The sequence below is a fragment of the Acidovorax carolinensis genome, from assembly GCF_002157145.1.
GTDB classification, from domain to species: domain Bacteria; phylum Pseudomonadota; class Gammaproteobacteria; order Burkholderiales; family Burkholderiaceae_C; genus Acidovorax; species Acidovorax carolinensis.
This window is the reverse complement of the sequence record NZ_CP021361.1, coordinates 2,204,776-2,225,263: the sequence shown is the minus strand read 5'-3', so window position 1 is coordinate 2,225,263 and position 20,488 is coordinate 2,204,776. Positions and strand designations below refer to the sequence as shown.

At 64.9% G+C, this 20,488-nt stretch carries 18 protein-coding genes and 1 pseudogene; 12 read left to right on the top strand and 7 right to left on the bottom strand.

Annotated features, from left to right (window positions below; all coding sequences use genetic code 11):
* Positions 1-119 precede the first annotated feature (119 nt).
* Positions 120-923: a helix-turn-helix transcriptional regulator gene (locus tag CBP34_RS20045; RefSeq protein WP_236748402.1), complete on the top strand. Its 804-nt coding sequence runs from the start codon at positions 120-122 to the stop codon at positions 921-923.
* Positions 924-962: 39 nt separating this feature from the next.
* Here the strand turns inward: CBP34_RS20045 and CBP34_RS10320 are convergent, their stop codons facing one another.
* Positions 963-2,453: an NAD-dependent succinate-semialdehyde dehydrogenase gene (locus CBP34_RS10320; RefSeq protein ID WP_094097976.1), complete on the bottom strand. Its 1,491-nt coding sequence runs from the start codon at positions 2,451-2,453 to the stop codon at positions 963-965.
* A 151-nt stretch (positions 2,454-2,604) separates the two neighbouring features.
* Between CBP34_RS10320 and CBP34_RS10315 the strand changes: the two genes are divergently transcribed.
* The 6 genes from CBP34_RS10315 (at position 2,605) to CBP34_RS20300 (ending at position 11,394) form a co-directional block, all read left to right on the top strand.
* Positions 2,605-2,892, top strand: coding sequence for a PepSY domain-containing protein (locus CBP34_RS10315; protein ID WP_094097975.1), 288 nt, complete (start codon positions 2,605-2,607; stop codon positions 2,890-2,892).
* Between the two features lie 133 nt (positions 2,893-3,025).
* A complete protein-coding gene (gene alaS, locus CBP34_RS10310; protein ID WP_094099133.1) occupies positions 3,026-5,647 on the top strand; it encodes an alanine--tRNA ligase in 2,622 nt (873 codons plus the stop codon).
* A 72-nt stretch (positions 5,648-5,719) separates the two neighbouring features.
* Positions 5,720-6,304: a hypothetical protein gene (locus tag CBP34_RS10305; protein WP_236748401.1), complete on the top strand. Its 585-nt coding sequence runs from the start codon at positions 5,720-5,722 to the stop codon at positions 6,302-6,304.
* An 83-nt stretch (positions 6,305-6,387) separates the two neighbouring features.
* A complete protein-coding gene (istA, locus tag CBP34_RS10300; RefSeq protein ID WP_087748263.1) occupies positions 6,388-7,932 on the top strand; it encodes an IS21 family transposase in 1,545 nt (514 codons plus the stop codon).
* Positions 7,922-8,743: an IS21-like element helper ATPase IstB gene (gene istB, locus CBP34_RS10295; protein WP_087745763.1), complete on the top strand. Its 822-nt coding sequence runs from the start codon at positions 7,922-7,924 to the stop codon at positions 8,741-8,743. Before istA ends, istB begins: the two co-directional genes overlap by 11 nt.
* Before the next feature lie 365 nt (positions 8,744-9,108).
* Complete coding sequence (locus tag CBP34_RS20300) at positions 9,109-11,394, top strand: HD-GYP domain-containing protein (RefSeq protein ID WP_269466772.1); 2,286 nt, start codon at positions 9,109-9,111, stop codon at positions 11,392-11,394.
* Between the two features lie 3 nt (positions 11,395-11,397).
* Here the strand turns inward: CBP34_RS20300 and CBP34_RS10285 are convergent, their stop codons facing one another.
* The 5 genes and pseudogenes from CBP34_RS10285 to CBP34_RS10265 all read right to left on the bottom strand — a co-directional run bounded on the left by CBP34_RS10285 (position 11,398) and on the right by CBP34_RS10265 (position 16,400).
* A complete protein-coding gene (locus tag CBP34_RS10285; protein ID WP_086914079.1) occupies positions 11,398-12,450 on the bottom strand; it encodes a GGDEF domain-containing protein in 1,053 nt (350 codons plus the stop codon).
* A gap of 35 nt (positions 12,451-12,485) precedes the next feature.
* The gene (trmB, locus tag CBP34_RS10280; RefSeq protein WP_418134722.1) at positions 12,486-13,244 is read right to left on the bottom strand and encodes a tRNA (guanosine(46)-N7)-methyltransferase TrmB; all 759 of its coding nucleotides are present in this window, start codon (positions 13,242-13,244) and stop codon (positions 12,486-12,488) included.
* Positions 13,245-13,249: 5 nt separating this feature from the next.
* Positions 13,250-14,248 carry a tRNA glutamyl-Q(34) synthetase GluQRS gene (gene gluQRS, locus CBP34_RS10275; protein ID WP_094097971.1) on the bottom strand — a complete coding sequence of 333 codons (999 nt, stop codon included), beginning with the start codon at positions 14,246-14,248 and terminating at the stop codon, positions 13,250-13,252.
* Positions 14,245-15,386 (bottom strand): annotated as a pseudogene (locus CBP34_RS10270) (NAD(P)/FAD-dependent oxidoreductase). The gene gluQRS and the pseudogene CBP34_RS10270 overlap by 4 nt, the downstream one beginning before the upstream one ends.
* A gap of 75 nt (positions 15,387-15,461) precedes the next feature.
* Positions 15,462-16,400, bottom strand: coding sequence for a LysR family transcriptional regulator (locus tag CBP34_RS10265; RefSeq protein ID WP_094097969.1), 939 nt, complete (start codon positions 16,398-16,400; stop codon positions 15,462-15,464).
* A 105-nt stretch (positions 16,401-16,505) separates the two neighbouring features.
* Here CBP34_RS10265 and CBP34_RS10260 point away from each other — a divergent pair, with 105 nt between their 5' ends.
* The 5 genes from CBP34_RS10260 (at position 16,506) to CBP34_RS10240 (ending at position 19,637) form a co-directional block, all read left to right on the top strand.
* A complete protein-coding gene (locus CBP34_RS10260) occupies positions 16,506-17,207 on the top strand; it encodes a pirin family protein (protein WP_094097968.1) in 702 nt (233 codons plus the stop codon).
* A 42-nt stretch (positions 17,208-17,249) separates the two neighbouring features.
* Complete coding sequence (locus CBP34_RS10255; RefSeq protein WP_086912507.1) at positions 17,250-17,663, top strand: DoxX family protein; 414 nt, start codon at positions 17,250-17,252, stop codon at positions 17,661-17,663.
* Between the two features lie 100 nt (positions 17,664-17,763).
* Positions 17,764-18,318 (top strand): flavodoxin family protein, encoded by a 555-nt coding sequence (locus CBP34_RS10250; RefSeq protein WP_094097967.1) that lies wholly within the window; start codon positions 17,764-17,766, stop codon positions 18,316-18,318.
* 27 nt (positions 18,319-18,345) lie between these two features.
* Positions 18,346-18,753 (top strand): OsmC family protein, encoded by a 408-nt coding sequence (locus CBP34_RS10245; protein ID WP_086912505.1) that lies wholly within the window; start codon positions 18,346-18,348, stop codon positions 18,751-18,753.
* Entirely contained in the window at positions 18,750-19,637 is an 888-nt protein-coding gene (locus CBP34_RS10240; RefSeq protein ID WP_094097966.1) for a pirin family protein, read from the top strand. Before CBP34_RS10245 ends, CBP34_RS10240 begins: the two co-directional genes overlap by 4 nt.
* A gap of 66 nt (positions 19,638-19,703) precedes the next feature.
* Here the strand turns inward: CBP34_RS10240 and CBP34_RS10235 are convergent, their stop codons facing one another.
* Entirely contained in the window at positions 19,704-20,474 is a 771-nt protein-coding gene (locus CBP34_RS10235) for a sulfurtransferase (RefSeq protein WP_094097965.1), read from the bottom strand.
* Positions 20,475-20,488 lie beyond the last annotated feature (14 nt).

Below are 20,488 nucleotides of genomic sequence, written 5' to 3'. Positions count from 1 at the left end.
CTGGTGCGGGGCAGTGCCTATACTGGCTGGCTCTGAACACCCGCAACGGAATGGTCCAACCAAACGGGGCAGGGCGCCAATACGTAGCAATGCGTATGCACCATTGAGAACGCCGCGTGATGAACCATCTCACCCGCAATGCCTACGCCGCCGCCCTGCAGCTTCTGGCGTTCATCGAGGCGCAGTCCGACGATGTTGAAGGTTTCGCGCGCGCTGCGGTCGTTGCGCTGAACCGCTACGTAGCCTCCGAACTCACGACACTGTCAGTCTGTGACTTGCGAACCAGCCGTTGCCAGGTGGTGGGTCTGCCCAGTGACTGCATGGGGGCGGAGGAGAGCGTGTGCTTCGACCGGCATTTTTTTGAACACCCGCTCGTGCGCCTTTATGCATTGAATGGTGGGCGTTTCACGCAACGCATGTCCGATGCCGTCAGCCGCGTGGACTTTCAGTGCAGTGCGCCGTATGCCGACTGTTGCCGGCGCATCGGTCTGGAGCACGCCATTGCCGTGCCGCTGTGCCAAGGTGGAGACTCGCTCGTGGGCTTTGTGCTGCACCGGCACCGGTTTGATTTTTCTGAGCGCGATCGCGAGCGGCTCGAACTGTTGCGACCCCACCTGGTATTTCTGTATGGCCATGCCTGCCGGGCAGCGGTGCAAGTGGCAGGTGGTGCACCTGCGCCGCCGCCAGTGTTCCTGTTGCCTGACCCCGCGCCCAGCGAACTGACAACGCGCGAGCGCGACGTGCTGCAATGGTTGGCATGTGGCAAGACCGATGCAGACATTGCCGCGCTGCTGTCCATCAGCCCGCGCACGGTGCAAAAACACCTGGAGCACATCTACGTGAAGCTTGGCGTGGAAACCCGCACGGCGGCAGTGATGCGGTTCCTGGCCTTGCGGGAACCCCGCGCGGTGACTGCGGCATGACGCGCGGCAGCTGGCCGCGTTATCGTGCTGACACAGGCTTCACTTCTGGATATCCCCCAGGCACAGGTACTTGATTTCCACATAGTCGTCGATGCCGTAGTGCGAGCCTTCGCGGCCCAGGCCGGATTGCTTGACGCCACCAAAGGGCACATGCTCGGTGGCCAGGATGCCCACGTTGATGCCCACCATGCCGTACTCCAGCGCTTCGCTCACGCGGAAGATGCGGCCCACGTCGCGGCTGTAGAAATAGCTGGCCAGGCCGAACTCGGTGGCATTGGCCGCATCGATGGCTTCCTGCTCGGTCTTGAAAGAAAAGACAGGCGCAAAGGGACCAAAGGTTTCTTCGCGCGCGCACAGCATGTCGGCGGTGGCACCCGCCACCACCGTGGGCTCGAAGAACTGGCCCGAGCCCAGGCTGGACAGGCGCTTGCCGCCTGCCACCACCTGGCCGCCCTTGGCAATGGCGTCATCGACATGGCGCTGCACTTTCACGAGTGCGGCTTCCTCGATCAGCGGGCCCTGGTTCACGCCGGCTTCAAAGCCGTTGCCCACCTTGGCCGTCAAAACCCTGGCAGCGAACTTGGTCACGAACTCGTCGTACACGCCTTCCTGCACGTAAAAGCGGTTGGTGCAAACACAGGTCTGGCCGGCGTTGCGGTACTTGCTGGCAAAGGCGCCTTCCACGGCGCTGTCGATGTCGGCGTCGTCGAACACGATGAAGGGCGCGTTGCCGCCCAGCTCCAGCGACATTTTCTTGACCGTGGGAGCCGACTGCGCCATCAGGATGCGGCCCACCTCGGTGCTGCCCGTGAAGCTGATGTGGCGCACCACGTCGCTGGCGCACAGCACCTTGCCGATGGCGATCGAATTGGCGGCATCGGCACTCAGGATATTGAGCACGCCCGCCGGGATGCCCGCACGCTGGGCCAGTTCAGCCACCGCCAGGGCGGTGAGCGGTGTGAGTTCGGCCGGCTTGATGACCACCGGGCAGCCAGCGGCCAGCGCAGGCGCCACCTTGCGCGTGATCATGGCCAGCGGAAAGTTCCAGGGCGTGATGGCCGCGCACACGCCGATGGGTTGCTTCAGGACCAGCAGGCGGCGGCTGTTGTCGAACTGCGGCAGGGTCTCGCCGTTGATGCGTTTGGCTTCCTCGGCAAACCATTCCACAAAGCTTGCGCCATAAGCCACTTCGCCCTTGGCCTCGGGGAAAGGCTTGCCCTGCTCGGCCGTCATGATGCGGCCCAGGTCGTCCTGGTTGGCCATGAGCAGGTCGTGCCACTTGCGCAGGATGATGCTGCGCTCCTTGGCGGTTTTGGTTTTCCAGGCTGGCCAGGCGGCGTTGGCGGCGGCGATGGCGGCCTCGGCGTCCTGCGGGCCCAGGTTGGCCACATCGGCCAGCTTTTGCCCCGTGGCAGGGTCGTGCACGTCAAAGCGGCTGCTGCCCGCCACCCACTGGCCGTTGATCAGGCCATCGGTCTTGAGGAGGCTGGGGTCGTTGAGCTGAGCGAGGGGGGAGGTTTTGGTGTCCATGCTTGTCTCGTGTGGGCGGGTAAAACCCAAGCGTAGCACCTGACGAACCTGAGCGCAGCGCCGCTTCTTTGCAGGGGCTGTTCAGCCGATCTTCAGGGGGCGTTTCCACAATGGTCCCCATGCCAATCCGGCATGCCAACAGGAGATCATCATGAAGACCCATACCCTTTGCGCCGCAGCCGCTGCACTGCTGCTGGGCACATCCGCCTTTGCCGATTCCCCATCGTGCACGGCGACCCGCACCGACACCCGGCTCACCCAGGCGCAAATGCTGCAAAAGCTGGTGGACGCGGGCTACTCGATCGAGCGCTTCGCCGTCACCAAAGCAAGCTGCTACAAGATGCACGGCTGGGACAAGGACGGCAATCGCGTCGAGATCGTCCATCACCCGGTGGACGGCCGCATCGTGAAACTGGAAATGACCACCAAGCAGGGCTGACGGCGGGATTCGGGTTGAGGGCCGGGCATCAGGGCGGGGGCGGGTGGCGGGTGAAACCCCCTAAAATCCCCCGTCCGCCTGCCTGGAGCAGCGCAGGCCTGCCGCAGCACCTCCGTTCGTGAAGAAAAAGCCCATGACCCCTACATTCACCGTTGCCGACATCCGCAAGACTTTCCTGGACTTTTTTGCCTCCAAGGGTCACACCATCGTGGCATCCAGCCCGCTGGTGCCCGGCAACGACCCGACGCTGATGTTCACCAACTCGGGCATGGTGCAGTTCAAGGATGTGTTTCTGGGCACCGACAAGCGTCCCTACAACCGGGCCGTGTCTGTGCAGGCCTGTCTGCGCGCCGGCGGCAAGCACAACGATCTGGAGAACGTGGGCTATACCGCGCGCCACCACACCTTCTTCGAGATGCTGGGCAACTGGAGCTTTGGCGACTACTTCAAGCGCGAGTCGCTGAAATGGGCCTGGGAGCTGCTGACCGAGGTCTACAAGCTGCCCGCCGACCGCCTGCTGGCCACCGTGTACCAGGAGGACGACGAGGCCTATGACATCTGGACCAAGGAAATCGGCCTGCCGCCCGAGCGCGTCATCCGCATTGGCGACAACAAGGGTGGGCGCTACAAGTCCGACAACTTCTGGATGATGGCTGATACGGGACCTTGCGGCCCCTGCAGCGAGATCTTCTACGACCACGGCGACCATATCCCCGGCGGCCCTCCGGGCAGCCCCGATGAAGACGGCGACCGCTTCATCGAAATCTGGAACAACGTGTTCATGCAGTTCAACATGGACGAGACCGGTGCAGTGACCCCGCTGCCAGCGCCCTGCGTGGACACCGGCATGGGGCTGGAGCGGCTGGCGGCCATCCTGCAGCATGTGCACAGCAACTACGAAATCGACCTGTTCGACGCGCTCATCAAGGCTGCAGCGCGCGAAACCGGTGAGACGGACCTGAATCACAAATCCCTGCGCGTGATTGCCGACCACATCCGCGCCACCGCGTTTTTGGTGAGCGACGGCGTGATCCCCAGCAACGAAGGCCGCGGCTACGTGCAGCGCCGCATCGTGCGCCGCGCCATCCGTCACGGTTACAAGCTGGGCAAAAAGACGCCGTTCTTCCACAAGCTGGTGGCCGACCTGGTGCGCGTGATGGGCGATGCCTACCCCTCGCTGCGCGCGCAGGAGCAGCGCATCACCGAGGTGCTCAAGACCGAGGAAGAGCGATTCTTCGAAACACTGGCCAACGGCATGGAAATTCTCGACGCGGCCCTGGACGGCGGCGCCAAGGTGCTGCCCGGCGACGTGGCCTTCAAGCTGCACGACACTTATGGCTTTCCGCTCGATTTGACCAACGACGTGTGCCGCGAACGCGACGTGGAAGTGGACGAGGCCGGCTTCAAGACCGCCATGGAAAAGCAGAAGGCCCAGGCCCGCGCGGCTGGCAAGTTCAAGATGGACAAGGCGCTGGAGTACACCGGCGCGGCCAACCAGTTCACCGGCTACGAGCACCTGGCAGAAACTGCAAAAATCGTAGCTATCTACGTAGACGGCACAAGCGCTGCAGCCCTGAAAGCGGGCCAGAACGGCGTGGTGGTGCTCGATACGACCCCGTTTTACGCCGAAAGCGGCGGCCAGGTGGGTGACGAGGGCGTCATCACCAGCGGTTCGGCCCGTTTTGCGGTGGGCGACACCCTCAAGATCAAGGCCGATGTGTTTGGCCACCACGGCACGCTCGAAGAGGGCACGCTGAACGTGGGCGACACGGTGCAGGCCCAGGTCAACACCGCCGTGCGCGCCGCCACCATGCGCAACCACTCGGTCACGCACATCATGCACAAGGCATTGCGCGAAGTGCTGGGCAGCCACGTGCAGCAAAAGGGCAGCCTGGTCAACGCCGAGCGCACGCGCTTTGACTTTGCGCACAACGCCGCCGTGACCGATGCCGAGATCCGCGAGATCGAGCGCCGCGTCAACGAGGAAATCCTCGCCAACCAGCCCACGCAGGCCCGCGTGATGGACATCGAGTCGGCCCAGAAGACCGGCGCCATGATGCTGTTCGGCGAGAAGTACGGCGAGACCGTGCGCGTGCTCGATATCGGCACCAGCCGCGAACTGTGTGGCGGCACGCACGTGCAGCGCACGGGCGACATCGGCCTGTTCAAGGTGGTGGGCGAAGGCGGTGTGGCCGCAGGCATTCGCCGTATCGAGGCCGTGACCGGCGCCAACGCGCTGGCCTATCTGCAGAACCTGGAAGACACCGTGAACCAGGCCGCCAGCACCCTCAAGACCCCGGTGGCCGAGCTGAACACCCGCATTGCCCAGGCGCTGGAGAACGTCCGCACGCTGGAAAAGGAAGTCGCCGCCCTCAAGGGCAAGCTGGCTTCTGCCCAGGGCGACGAGTTGTTGACGCAGGCAGTGGAGGTGAAGGGCCTCAAGGTACTTGCCGTCGTGCTGCCCGGTGCCGACGCGAAGACCCTGCGCGACACCATGGACAAGCTCAAGGACAAGCTCAAGACGGCCGCCATCGTGCTGGCAGCTGTCGATGGCGACAAGGTGCAGATCGCAGCGGGCGTGACGGCCGACAGCGTGGGCCGCATCAAGGCCGGTGAGCTGGTGAACTTTGTGGCCAGCCAAGTGGGTGGCAAGGGCGGCGGCAAGCCCGACATGGCCATGGCCGGTGGCACCGATGCCTCCAAGCTGCCCGCAGCGCTGGCCTCGGTGACGGGTTGGGTGACCCAGCAGCTGTGATGGCCAGCGGCGGCGCCCGCTGATCCACGCCAACGGGGTGACTTGTAACCGTTTGCACTTACTATCGGGTGCATGGATTCACAACGCGCCCCGGGTTCCGATTCCAACCGTCACCAGGCGCTCCGCGCCGGAGTGGGAGCGCAGCAGCCTTGGTGGAGGCGCATCACCGTCCGCTTTGAGGTGCTGAGTGCCTCGGTGGTGGTGCTGGCCATGCTGCTGCTGACGGCGCTGATGGCATACCAGCTCAGCGCCAGTGCCCGCCAGGCCATCACGACAGCCTCCAGTGAGAGCGCACAGCGCATCAGCCAAATCATCAGCGAGCGGGTGCATCGTATCGTGGATCCGGCCGACGCCACCTTGAGGCTGCTGGCGTTCGACCCTGTCACCACGGCACCCAATCTTGCCGCGCGTCTGCGTCGCCTGCCGGTTCTGACTCGTTTGCTCAATCAGAACCAGCTGTTGTCGGCCGTGTACGTGGGCTACCCCGACGGGCAGTTTCTGCTTGTACGGCCGCTGCGCCACGCGGACTTGCGCGAGAAGCTGGGTGCGCCGCAGAACGCCGCATTTCTTTTGCAGTCGCGGGCACAAGAGCAGGGCGGTGCGCCCCTGGAGGGGCGATGGAGTGTTGGCGCCGACCGAAAACTGAGCCACTTTTGAGGGTAGTGCCGACCCAAAACTGAGCCAGGTGAACAACTTAATCTGCTGCTTTTTTGTGCAGCAGAGGACAAGGAGTGATCACCATGGACATGATTGGCAGGATCCGGCATTTGTATGCCCGCAAGAACAAATCGGAGCGCGAGATATCGCGCATGACAGGGCTATCGCGCAACACGGTGGCGAAGTGGCTGCACGGCGAGGTGGACGGCCCACCGAGGTACCGCCGCAGCGAACAGCCCAACAAACTGACGGCGTTTCATGACGCGCTCATGCTGGCCTTGAAGGCCGATGCACGGCGGCCCAAACACGAGCGGCGCACGGCCAAGGCGCTGTACGCCGAGATCAGGCAAGCGGGCTACGAAGGGGGTTACACGCGGGTGACCGACTTCATCCGGGCGTGGCGCCAGAGCGAGGGTCAGGGGGCGGCCGTCAATGCCTTCGTGCCGCTGGCCTTCGAGCTGGGAGAGGCTTTCCAGTTCGACTGGAGCGAGGAAGGCATGGTGATCGGCGGCATCTACTACCGGGTGCAGGTCTCGCATATGAAGCTGTGTGCTTCGCGGGCCTTCTGGCTGGTGGCGTACCCCAGCCAGGGTCACGAGATGCTGTTCGATGCCCACACCCGATCGTTCGCCGCGCTGGGCGGCGTGGCACGCCGGGGCATCTACGACAACATGAAGACCGCTGTAGACAAGGTCAAGAAGGGCAAGGGACGCATCGTCAACGAGCGCTTTGCCACCATGTGCGCGCACTACCTCTATGACCCGGACTTCTGCAACGTGGCCAGCGGCTGGGAGAAAGGGGTGGTGGAGAAGAACGTGCAGGACAGCCGCCGACGCATCTGGATCGACGCGGCGCAGATCAAGTTCGGCAGCTTCACCGAACTCAACGCCTGGCTGGGCCAGCGCTGCCGCGCGTTGTGGGACGAGGTACGCCACCCCGAGCACAAGCAGTTCAGCGTGTCGGAGATGCTCGAACACGAGCGGGCGCACCTCATGCCCATGCCGCTGCCCTTCGACGGCTACGTCGAGAAACCCGCGCGGGTTTCCAGCACCTGCCTGGTGTCTGTGGCGCGCAACCGGTATTCGGTGCCGTGCGAACGCGTGGGCCAGATGGTGAGCACGCGGCTGTACCCGGGCCGCGTGGTCATCGTGGCCGATGATGAGGTCATCGCCCGCCACGAACGTCTGAGCAACGCGGGCGAGACCCGGTACGACTGGCAGCACTACATCCCGCTGCTGCAGAGAAAGCCCGGGGCGCTGAGAAACGGAGCGCCCTTTGCGGACATGCCCGAGCCACTGCAGCGGCTGCGCCGCGGGCTATTGCGTAACCCGGGAGGCGACCGGGTGATGGCGCAAGTGCTGGCGATTGTGCTTGGCGCCGGTCTGGACGCGGTGCTGGTGGCCATCGAGCTGGCGCTGGAGAGCGGTGCGCCAGGCAAGGTGAGCGTGGAGCATGTGGTCAACGTGCTGAGCCGGCTCAACGCGCAGCCGGCACCTCCCACGGCGGCCACACGGCTGAAGGTGACAACGCCACCGCTGGCAAACACGGCCCGCTACGACAGCCTTCGGGCCGACACCGCGGACAGTGCCGTGGGCGCCACCACCGAAGGAGCCCGCCATGAAGACTGATGTGCTGGTCGAACTCAAGGCGCTGCGCCTGCACGGCATGGCCGGTGCCTGGGCTGATCTGGTCGAGCAAGGCGGTGGCGATGGCGGCGGCCTGGGCATCGAGACCTCGCGCTGGCTGATCGAGCACCTGCTGCAGGCCGAGGGCACGGACCGGGCGATGCGCTCGATCAGCCACCAGATGCACGCGGCGAAGTTCCCGGTGCACCGGGACATGGCGGGCTTTGACTTCTCGGTCTCGCCGGTGGACCGAAAGCTCGTCACCACGCTGGCCGGCACTGCCTTTACCGACGAGGCGCACAACGTGGTGCTGGTGGGCGGCCCGGGCACGGGCAAGACCCATCTGGCCACTGCCATCGGCGTCTCGGGCATCACCCGCCATGGCAAGCGGGTGCGGTTCTACTCCACGGTCGATCTGGTTAACGCACTGGAGCAGGAGAAGGCGCAGGGCAAGGCCGGTCGCATCGCCACCAGCTTGCTGCGCATGGACCTGATCATCCTGGACGAGCTGGGTTATCTGCCGTTCAGCCAGGCCGGCGGGGCGCTGCTGTTCCACCTGCTGAGCAAGCTGTACGAACACACCAGCGTGATGATCACGACCAACCTGGACTTCGCCGAATGGTCCAGCGTGTTCGGCGACGCGAAGATGACCACCGCGCTGCTGGACCGTCTCACGCACCACTGCCACATCGTGGAGACGGGCAACGAGTCGATCCGGTTCAGCCGCAGCACGGCCGCTGCGAAGAAGCGGATCAAGGCCCGGGAACAGGACCGAAAGAGTGCCTCAACGCAGGCTGAGCCCGACCCATTCTGAGCAGGCACCGCGCAGGGCAAGCCGCTACGGGCTACGCCCTTCGCGGCTTGCCCAGCGCCTTCAACACATCAGCAAGGAGATCAGCAAACCAGGATAGCACCTACACTTATCCACAGCCGACCCTTGAAACGTCGGCTTCCACCCCTGGCTCAATATTCAGTCGGCACGGTGGCTCAGATTTGGATCGGCGCCGACAGCGATGGAGTTTTTACGATGCGCAGCTGCAGCTGCTGGCCACGTCGATTCGCCCAGAATACAGCTATGACCCGCGCACACGTCCTTGGTATGCAGAGGCGCGGCAAACCAGCGCGCAGATACTTACGGCACCTTATGTGTTTTTCACCACGCAGGAGTTGGGCGTCACGTTGAGCCAACCCAGTGAAGAGGGCCGTGCCGTGCTGGGTCTGGATGTGGCACTGACCGATCTGGGCAGGGAGATCGGTCAATTGCGCCTCATGCCGCGCACCGAGATTGCGGTTGTGGACAAGGATTTCCGCCTGCTTGCCTATCCTGACATGTCCCGCGTGCTGCAGCTCGATGGCGAAGTGACCCACACGCGACCTCTGAGCGAGTTGGGCGTGCCCAGCCTGATGGCGCTGCAGCCGCTGCATGTGCGAAACGGCGAGTCGCGCCGCTTTGAGGCACAGGGCGAAGAATGGCTGGGCCAGGTGCAGCCGCTTCCATCCATGCGCTGGAATGACTTGCAGTTGCTGATGAGCATTCCCACGGCGGAACTGCTCAAGGACCTCAATCGGGACTTGCGCCGGCAGGTGTGGATTGCCCTGGGGCTGCTTGCAGCGCTTCTGCCCTTGGGGTGGATCGCCGGGCGGCGCGTGGGACGCAGCATCAGTGGCCTGACAGCCCAGGCCCATGCACTGGCGCGTTTTGATTTCCGGCGCCCGCCGCGCCCGGATTCCCAGGTGCGCGAGGTGCGCGAGCTGGGGCTTGTGATGGACCGCATGTCCGACACCATCCAGGATTTTTTGCACATTTCCCACCACATCAGTGCCGAGTCGCGCCTGGATGTGATGCTGTCAAGCGTGCTCTACCAGCTGGTGCAGGCGACCAGTTGTCGCAGCGGCGCCGTCTATCTGGTGGATGCCAAACACGCAAACCTGGTGCGCACAGCCCGCCATTGCGAGGATCCGCAGGACCAACCGCGCTATCCGGACCAGCTGGGAATGGCGCATTTCATTAACTACGCGGATCGCCAGGCGGAGGACGAAGAAGCGGCACTGGACGAACCGGACATGCCTGCGCAGCAGGTGCTGCGTGCCCAGCTGCACACGCGGGGCGGCCAGCCACTGGGGCTGTTGGTGCTGCGCTTTGTGCAGGACCAGCGCCGCGATGGTGGCAACTTTCGCGCTTTTGTGGAGAAACTTTCGGGCACCTTGTCGGTGGCCATTGAAACGCGCAACCTCATCGAGGGGCAGCGCAAGCTGTTTGATGCGGTCATCCTGGTGCTGGCCCATACGATCGACGCCAAGAGCCCCTACACCGGCGGCCACTGCGAGCGGGTGCCCCAGTTGGCCGAGGCCTTGATGCAGCGCATTTGCGACACTCGGGAAGGGCCTTTTGCCGAGGTTTCCATGACCGATGCCGAGATGTATGAGTTTCGCCTGGGAGCATGGCTGCATGACGTTGGCAAGGTCACCAGCCCCGAGCACATCATCGACAAGGCCACCAAGCTCGAGACCATCTACAACCGGATCCATGAAGTGCGCATGCGCTTTGAGGTGTTGTGGCGGGATGCTGAACTGGACTATTGGCAGCAGCGGGAGGATGGCGGCGACCCGGCAAGGCTGCAGACCGAACTCGTGCGCAAGCGCGCTCAGCTGCAGGAAGATTTTGCCTTCGTGGCTGGCAGCAACGTTGGAGGCGAAGCCATGGCTGATTCCGATGTGCAGCGCCTGCAGGCCATTGGCCAGACCCAGTGGCAACGGCATTTTGACGACCGTATCGGCCTGTCGCAGGCTGAACGCGAGCGGCTTGCGGGAGTGCCGCCGCGCAACCTGCCGGCCACCGAATGCCTGCTCGCCGACCGGCCGGAGCACGTCGTGCCCTGGGGAGGGCAACGCCCGCCGGTGGAGGTGGGCAACCCGGCCAATCAATGGGGCTTTGACATGGTACTGCCCCCGCAGGAGATTCACCTGGGCGAGTTGCACAACCTCTCGGTGCGACGCGGCACGCTCACGGCAGAAGACCGTTTCAAGATCAACGACCACATTGTGCAGACCATCATCATGCTCAACAGCCTGCCATTTCCGCCGCATCTGGCGCGCGTGCCAGCCATTGCGGGTTCGCACCATGAAAAGCTCGATGGAACGGGCTATCCGCGGCGCCTCAAGGGCGATGAGCTCACGCTGGCGGACCGGGTGATGACACTGGCGGATATCTTTGAGGCACTGACCGCCTCCGACAGGCCTTACAAGCTACCCAAGACGCTTTCAGAGTCATTGGCAATCATGGCCGGCATGGTGCGTAACCAGCACATCGATTCGCAGGTGTTCCGCGTTTTTCTGCATGGCGGCGTCTGGCGAGACTATGCCGAGCAATTCTTGCCGTTGGCCCAGCATGATGCGGTCGATCTGGATGCCATTGAGCGCCTGGCAGATCTGAAGCCAGCTCCCGCGCTGGCGCTGCAGGACTGAGCCTCAGAACAGCTCGACGCTGTCGTTGGCCACCTTGGCTGCCAGATGGCCGCTGGCCACCAGATCGTCGTAGAAACAGACCTGGTTGCGCCCGTTTTCCTTGGCGTGGTAGAGCGCCTGGTCGGCCTGCCCCAGGATTTCCACCGGCGAGCCCCTGGATGTGCTGACAAAACCCATGCTCACGGTCACCTGTCCCACCTGGGGGAAATGGTATTCCTGCACGGCGAGGCGAAAGCGGTTGAACACCTTGTGCGCCGTGGCCAGGTTCGTGGAGCGCAGCAGCACCACAAACTCTTCGCCCCCGAAGCGGAAGATGCGGTCGTGGCTGCGAAAGGAGCTGCGCAGGATGTTGGCAATCAGGATCAGCACCTCGTCGCCATACAGGTGGCCGAAGCGGTCGTTGACTTGCTTGAAATGGTCCACGTCCACCACGGCCAGCCATTGCTCGACAGCGGGTTCGCCGCAGGACGCTTCGTCGCCGTCCGGCACGCCCGCTGCGGCCGGGCTCATACGGCGGGCCAGGCTGGCGGTGGGGTTGCGGGAAAACTGCTCGTCAAAGGTCTTGCGATTGAGCAGCCCCGTGAGTGCGTCGCGCTCGCTGTAGTCCAGCAGGCTCTGGTAGTTCTGGTAGACGTGAAAGATCCCCTGGATCACATCGAGCTTGTGCGCAGAAAAGGGCCGCGACTGCGTGATCTCCAGACAGGTGCTGACCTTGTCGTGCATCCACACGGGCAACCACAGCGTATAGCGACTTTTTTGCACGCTGGCCGTTGCGCGGATCTCGCGTTTCTCGATGCACTGGCACAGGGCCGGGTAGTTGTGCAGGGGTTCGCGGTGCGGGTCGCTGGCGGCTTCCGAGTCGGTGGAAACCAGTTCGCCATTCTGCAGCCAGGTGCGTGGGCGCACATGGGTGGTGCCGCCATCGGTGAACACTTCGAGAGCCCGCACTTCGGTGGTGCTGTTGAGCTGTTGCAGCGTTGACAGCACCGACACTTCCAGGCGCAAGTGGTCTCGGTGGCCGGTCATTTCGACCAGGTTTTGCAGGATGGGCTTCATGAACAGGGGGGGGCTGCGCTTGCGTTTTCGGGCACTCAGCTGCGGCGCACGAAGACCACGTCCCAGACGCCATGCCCCAGTCGCAGGCCACGGTTCTCGAACTTGGTCAGGGGGCGGTAATCGGGTTGCGGTGCAAAGCCTTCGGCGGTGTTGGCAAGCAAGGGCTCTGCGCCCAGCACCTGGAGCATCTGCTCGGCATAGGGTTGCCAGTCGGTGGCGCAGTGCAGGTAGCCACCGGGCTTGAGGCGCGCGGCCAGCTTGGCAACAAGGGGGGACTGGATCAGGCGGCGCTTGTTGTGCTTCTTCTTGTGCCACGGGTCTGGGAAGAAGATGTGGATGCCGTCCAGGCAGGCGGGCGGCAGCATGTTGTCGATCACCTCGACGGCATCATGCTGCAGGATGCGAATGTTGGTCAGGCCGTGCTCGCCAATGCGCTTGAGCAGGGCGCCAACACCGGGTTCGTGTACTTCGCAGCACAGAAAATTGTCGTCGGGGCGCACCTTGGCGATGTGGGCCGTGGCCTCGCCCATGCCAAACCCGATTTCGAGCACCAGCGGTGCGTTGCGGCCGAAGGCCGCATCGGCATTAAGCGGGGCCGCGGTGTAGGGCAGCACAAAGCGGGGGCCCAGCTCCTCGAAGGCTTTGGCCTGGCCGGTGGTGGTGCGGCCGGCGCGGCGCACAAAGCTCTTGATGGTCTTGGGGTAGGCCACGCCGGGGGGCGGTGTGCCGTCGGGGGCAGGGGCGGCAGCGGCTGAAGCGGCTGCAGGGCGCGCGGAGTCTGGAGAAATGATCAGTTCGGTCACGATGGCCCATTGTAGGTTCGCGCCCAGGCATTGACCCACATCCCCAATGCGTCCGGTAGCGAATTTTTGTGCGAAGGGTCCAGGGGCGGAAGGCCGAGCGTCCGGGCCGCGTTGCCCAGGGCCTGCAGGGGATCATCAAGGTCGAGCGCCGCGGCGCCGTTTTGCTTGGAGAGTTTTTCCCCATTGGCGCCGCAGACCAGCGGGGTGTGCAGGTAGCTCGGTGTTGCCACCCCCAGCGCCTGCTGCAGCAGGATCTGGCGCGGCGTGTTGTCGGCCAGGTCTTCGCCGCGCACCACATGGGTGATCTGCTGGGCCGCGTCGTCCACCACCACGGCCAGCTGGTAGGCCCACAGTCCGTCTGCGCGGCGCAACACGAAGTCGCCCACAGCGCTGGCCACATGCTGCGCCTGGGGGCCGAGGCGACGGTCCGCCCAGCGCACCGTACCGTTTGCTATTGAAAATGTAGCTGCTTGCGCTTTATCCATAGGCGCTAGAGGGTATTTTGGCTTGAATTCCGTGGTGTTGAACCGCCACGATCGCGCGGGCCGGCCACGCAGGCCATGGCGGCAGGTGCCGGGGTAGGGCAAGGTGGCGTGGCGTGCGCGGTCATGGCCTTGCGCCGCATGGGCGTCTTCGATGTCCTTGCGGGAACAGGCACAGGGGTAGGTATGGCCCTGTGCGATGAGCTGGTCCAGCGCCTGCTGGTACAGCGCGCCGCGCTCGGATTGCCATACCGGCGGTGCGTCGGGCAGCAGCCCGCAGGTGGCCAGCTGCTGCAAGATGAGTTCGGCAGCGCCGCGCACGCAACGTGGTGTGTCCACATCTTCGATGCGCACCAGCCAGCGTCCGCCGCGCCCCTCGTTCCAGGCCCGCGCATCCAGCCAACTGGACAGCGCCGCCACCAGCGAGCCCGCATGCAGCGGACCGGTGGGCGAGGGGGCAAAGCGGCCCTGGTACGTGGTAACCGCCCGGCGGGCCCCTTCACCGCCCGTCATGCCACGGCGAGTGCCAGCTCCAGACCGGACACAAAAGCGTCTTCCAGGCGGTGGCCCAGGCACCAGTCGCCGCAGGCGCCCAGGGCCATGCTGGCGTCCCACAGGTGGCTCTGGCCCATGGGCTGCGTGGTTTGCGCATAGCGCCAGCGGCGCGTATCGGCATGGGTGGGTTCGGCCCGAATGCCGGTGACTTCGGAAAACGCCTTGAGCAGCTTGGACTGCACGCGCTCGGCGTCGTCTTCCAGGTGCTCTGCCGACCAGGCCGGACTGGCTTGCACCGTCCAGCGTTCGACGGTGGTGCGGCCGGGTTTGGACGACTCGCGTGCCAGCCACGAAATGCGGTGGTGGGTGCTGCGGGCTGCGTTCCATTGGGGGCCGAGGGTGGTCAGGCCCGGGCGCACGGCTTGCGGGTAGGCGAGCATCAGCGTCCAGCAGGGGGCGGTGGTCACGCGCGCCATGGCGGTGCTCAGCGGGGTTTCCAGCGCGGAAACCGCCAGCAGCGCCTGGGCCGGCGTGGCGGGCTGGGCCAGCAGCACGGCATCAAAGCCGGCATACACATGCTGCGTGCCGCCCGCGCCTTCGGTGCGCACCTGCCAGTGGGCGCCATCGAGCGGGTCGCGCTCGATGCTGCTCACGCGGGTGTCGGTGATGAGTTGGCCGGCCTGCAGCAGCGGGGCCGCCCAGGTGGTGACGAGGGCGCTCATGCCCGGGCTGGCCACCCAGTGGGGTTCGCGGGTGGGCAGGCCCGCGGCCGCCACGCGGCCTGCAGCATCGAGCACGCGCACGGCGTTGGCGCTCCAGGGCCGGCACACGCCGGGCACGGTGTCTATGGCTTGTGCAAAACGCGGGTCCCGCACGGTGAAATATTGCGCACCGGCGTCAAAGCTGCCGAACGGGGAGTCGATGGTGGTGGTGCGCCCACCGGCCCTGGACGATTTTTCAAAGACAGTGACCTGGTGGCCTGCCTGCACCAGCGTGCGCGCGCAAACCACGCCGGCCATGCCGCGCCAATGATGGCGAAATGGCGTGGCGTTTTGGCGGTCTTTGCCGCTGTGCCAGGCTGGCGTTTGGCAGGGGCTGCTGCAGGGGAGCCGGGGCGTCGGGGCCGTTTGGCGGGGCGGGAAACGGGTTTTTTCATGGAAGGCCTTTCGGAGACGGTCGGCAGAAGAAATCTGACAAGGGCCACTCTACACGCGTGGCGCGGGGGCGGGCATCAGAAATGATGGTGGTTTTCCAGCAGGGCGCGGCGCGTGGCCGGGCTTTGCAGCTGGTTCAGCCACCATTGCAGGGCGCGCCCCGCCGCCGTGAAGCCGGGGCCACCCCATGCATAGTGCATGCGCATGTTGCGCTCGGGGCGGGCCACGCGGCGTGCCACCAAATGGCCGGCTTCCAGGTAGGGGCGCACCATGGGCTCGGGCAGAAAGCCTCCGCCCAGGCCGCGCAATTGCGCCTGCACCTTGGCCTGCATGGTGTCCACCGTCAGCACGTCCTGCCCGCCCAGCAGGCCCATGGTGGCGCCGCCGCGTTGCGCGGAGTCGGCCACGGCCACCGCGCGGTGCTGCAGCAAGGTGGCGTCGGTGAGGGGTTCCGGCACCGATGCCAGCGGGTGGTGGGGCGCCACCACATAGATGAACAGCATCTCGCCGAGCAGGCTCTGCTGCAGTCCGGCCACGTTCGAGCCCTCGACCGAGACACCGATGGCCAGGTCGGCGTGTCCCGAGGTCAGCGCCTCCAGGGTGCCGGTCAGGATGCCGTCGCGCAGCTTCAGGTGGGTGGGCGGGGCCATGGCGTAAAACGCTTCGACCAGCTCCAGCATGGTGTGGGGCGAGACCACGCCATCGACGGCAATCGTGAGCTGGGGTTCCCAGCCCGTGGCCACGCGGCGCACGCGGTTGGCCACGGCGTCGATCTCGCGCAGCAGCCGTGCGCCTTCGCGCAGCAGCTCGGCGCCGGCTTCGGTGGGGCGCGCCTGGCGGGCCGTGCGGTCAAACAGCAGCACGTCCAGCGCATCTTCGATCTGGCGAACCCGGTAGGTCAGCGCGCTGGGCACCAGGCCCAGTTGCCGGGCCGCCGCCGCAAAGCTGCCGGTTTCCGAGATCACCTGTAGCATGGCGAGGCTGTCCGGGGTGAGAACGTCGTAGGGGTGGTGCATGGTGCGCGCAGGTTAGTTCAGATATTTTGAACGATTCCGACAATCCTGCAGGCCCTGCGATAGCGCCCCGCCCAATACAGTGGAGTCTTGAAAGGAGCAATCAACATGCTGACTGTTCGTAAATCGCAAGACCGGGGCCACGCCGACCATGGCTGGCTCAATTCTTTCCACAGCTTTTCGTTTGCGGGTTACTACGATCCGCGCCATATGGGATTTGGCAACCTGCGTGTCATCAATGAGGACCGCATCGCGCCCGGCACCGGCTTTGGCACCCACAGCCACCGCGACATGGAAATCATCAGCTATGTGCTGTCGGGCGAGTTGGCCCACAAGGACAGCATGGGCAACGTGAAGGGCATTCCACCCGGCGATGTCCAGCGCATGAGTGCAGGCACCGGTGTGACGCACAGCGAGTTCAACCACGCGGCAGGCCAGACCACGCATTTCCTGCAGATATGGATCCTGCCCGACCAGCAGGGCATTGCGCCCAGCTACGAGCAAAAGACCTTCACCGCCGCCGAAAAACGCGGTGCGCTGCGGCTGGTGGCGTCTCCCGATGGGGCGCAGGGCTCGGTCACGGTGCATGCCGATGCCGCGCTGTATGCCGGCCTGTTCGATGGCCAGGAGGCCGTCACCCAGACCCTGAACCCGGCGCGCAAGACCTATGTGCACCTGGTGCGCGGTGCGGTGCGTGTCAATGGCCAGCCACTGGCCGCTGGTGACGCCGCGTTGCTTGAAAACGAGTCATCATTGGCACTGGCCGATGGCCAGGACGCCGAGGTGCTGGTGTTTGATTTGGCCGCTTGAGATTTTTTTGTTTCCCTGTCGTTTATTTTTTAGGAGTTCACCATGCTTTCCTCTTTGCAAAACCCACTGGCCCTCGCATCGCGCCTGCTGTTCGCCGCGCTGTTTCTTCCCGCAGGCATTGCCAAGCTCACCGGCTTTGCTGGCACGGTGGGCTATATCTCTTCGGTGGGTTTGCCCATGCCCACCGTTGCGGCGGCCGTTGCCGCTGTGGTCGAAATAGTGGGCAGCCTGGCGCTGATCGTCGGTTTTGGCACGCGCTTTGCCGCGCTGGTGCTGGCCTTCTTCACGCTGGTGGCCAGCTTCTTCTTTCACGCCTACTGGTCGGTGCCGGCCGATGCGCAAATGGTTCAGCAGCTGCTGTTCTTCAAGAACATCGCAGTGGTCGGTGGCTTGCTGGCGCTGACGGCCTTTGGCGCTGGCGCCTGGAGCGTTGACGGCCAGCGCGCCGCCCGCTGAGACCCTGCGCGTTTGCACTCGCCGCCCTGCCGTCATGGAGGGCGGCGAGTGGATTTTTGTATTTGGTTTTTGTCTACCCCTTGCGCAGAAAGCCCCCTTCATGTCTTTGATTGCAGTGGTTTATCACTCTGGCTACGGCCACACCCAGCGCCTGGCCCAGGCCGTGGCCGATGGTGCCGACGCCCAGCTGATCGCGATTGATGCCGACGGCAACCTGCCCGAAGGCGGCTGGGATACCCTGCTGGCCGCCAAGGCCATCATCCTGGGTTCGCCCACTTACATGGCGGGCCCCAGCTGGCAGTTCAAGAAGTTTGCGGATGCCTCGTCCAAGCCCTGGTTCAATCAGGCCTGGAAAGACAAGCTCTTTGCGGGTTTCACCAACAGCGCCAGCCCCAATGGCGACAAGCAGATCACGCTGGACTATCTGTTCCACCTGGCCATGCAGCACGGCGGGCTGTGGGTGGGCGCGGGCACGCTGCCTTCCAATGCGAAGGCGGCCACGCGCAGCGATGTGAACTGGCTGGGCGCGTTCAGCGGTGCCATGGCGCAGTCGCCCTCCGATGCCTCTGCAGCCGAGATGTTTGCGGGTGACCTGGAAACCGGCCGGCTCTTGGGCCAGCGCGTGGCAGCGGTTGCGGCACGCCTGGGCGCATGATGGATCGAACCCACTTTGGAGTTTCCGATGGCTATTGAACTCAATCGCATCACATCCGCCCCCATGGCGCAGACGCTGACCATCCGCAGCCATACGCTCGTGGTGGATGGCACAGCCGCAGAGGGCGGGGACGACACCGGCCCCAATCCGCACGACCTGTACGACGCGGCGCTGGGCTCGTGCAAGGCCCTCACCGTGCTCTGGTATGCGCGCCGCAAGGGCATCCCGGTGAGCGACGTGCGCACGGTGATCGAGCGCGATGCATCGGATGAGCGCGCCGGCACCTACCGCCTCGCGGCCCGCATGCAGATCAGCGGCGAGCTCAGCGATGAGCAGCTGCAGGAACTGCAGGCCGTGGCCCACAAATGCCCGGTGCACAAGCTCATGACGGCCGTCACCACCGAAATCACCACCACCGTGGAGCGCATGGCATGAGCAACGCCCCGCTGCTGCTCACCGGCCATTTCAAGGACCTGGGTGGCGGCTTCACGGTGCGCCGGCTGCTGCCTGCCCTGCAGCAGAGATCGGTGGGGCCGTTCCTGTTTTTTGACCATTTCGGCCCCGTCACCGTGCAGCCAGCCAACGAATACGACGTGCGGCCGCATCCGCACATCGGTCTGGCCACGGTCACCTACCTGTTTTCGGGCGCCATCCTGCACCGCGACAGCCTCGGGAGCGTGCAGCAGATCGAGCCCGGCGCCATCAACTGGATGACCGCCGGGAGCGGCATCGTGCATTCCGAGCGACGCCCGCCCACGCTGGCCAGCCAAAGTTATGTCAACCACGGCATCCAGCTGTGGGCCGCACTGCCGCTGGGGCAGGAAGACTGCCCGCCCTCGTTCACGCACACACCGGCCAGCGCCATCGGGCAGTTGGTGGTCGGTGACGCCGCGGTGCGGGTGCTGATCGGCTCGGCGTTTGGCGTGACCTCGCCGGTGGCCACGATGTCGCCCACGCTGTACCTGGATGTGCAGTTGCCAGCGGGCGGCGTGCTGGAGTTGCCCGCCCTGGCGCAGGAAATGGCGGTGTACGCGGTGGATGCCGCCGTGCAGCTCGATGGCCAGCCGCTGGCCGGGCACACCATGGCCGTGTTGCCGCCCGCCGCGCCGGCCCGCCTGCAGGCGGGCGCCACGGGCGCGCGGCTGATGGTGATTGGCGGTGCGCCGCTGGATGCGCCCCGCCACATGTGGTGGAACTTTGTCTCCAGCAGCAAGGAGCGCATCGTGCAGGCCGCCCATGACTGGGAGGCCGATCAGATGGGCCAGGTGCCCGGAGACTCCGAGCGGATTCCCTTGCCCGCGCACCGGTTCAAACCGTGATGCGAGGCTGAACGCAGGTTTCCAGGTAAATATGCCTCTAGCGCTTGTGTAGCAAGCGCTAGTAGCTCACTTATCAATAGCGTCATCAGGGGCGTTGCGCAGGCTGCCGGCTGACAGGTCGGCGGCCAGCGTGCGGCGCTCGTCAAACACGAAGCAACCGCCGTGGTAATGCGCGCCATCCGTTTCCTCGAAATATTTCAGGATGCCACCTTCGAGCTGGTAGACATGCGTGAGGCCTTCCTCGCGCATCAGGATGGCGGCTTTTTCGCAGCGGATGCCGCCCGTGCAAAAGCTCACCACCGTCTTGTCCGCCAGCTCGGCCTTGTGTGCCTGCAGGGCCGGGGGGAACTCGGTGAACTTGTCGATGCGCCAGTCGATGGCGTTGTCGAACGTGCCTTCATCCACCTCGAAGGCATTGCGCGTGTCCAGCGTCACCACGGGGCGGCCTGCGTCGTCATGGCCTTGGGTTAGCCAGCGGTGCAGGGTGGCGGGCGTGACGGCGGGTGCCCGGCCTGAAGCGGGCTGGATGGCGGGGTGGTCCATGCGGATGATCTCGCGCTTGACCTTGACCAGCATCTTGCGAAACGGCACGGTGTCTGACCAGCTCTCCTTGGGAGCCAGGTCGGTAAAGCGCGGGTCGGTGCGCAGGGCATCGACAAAGCCGTGCACCGCCGCGGCCGGGCCCGCCAGGAACATGTTGATGCCTTCGTGGGCCAGCAAGATGGTGCCTTTGAGCGCGGCGGCGGTGGCCCGCTCGTGCAGCAGCTTGCGCAATGCCTCTGCATCGGGCAATGGCACGAATTTGTAGCAGGAGATGTTCAGGACATGGTTGTTCACGGCGGATCTCTCAG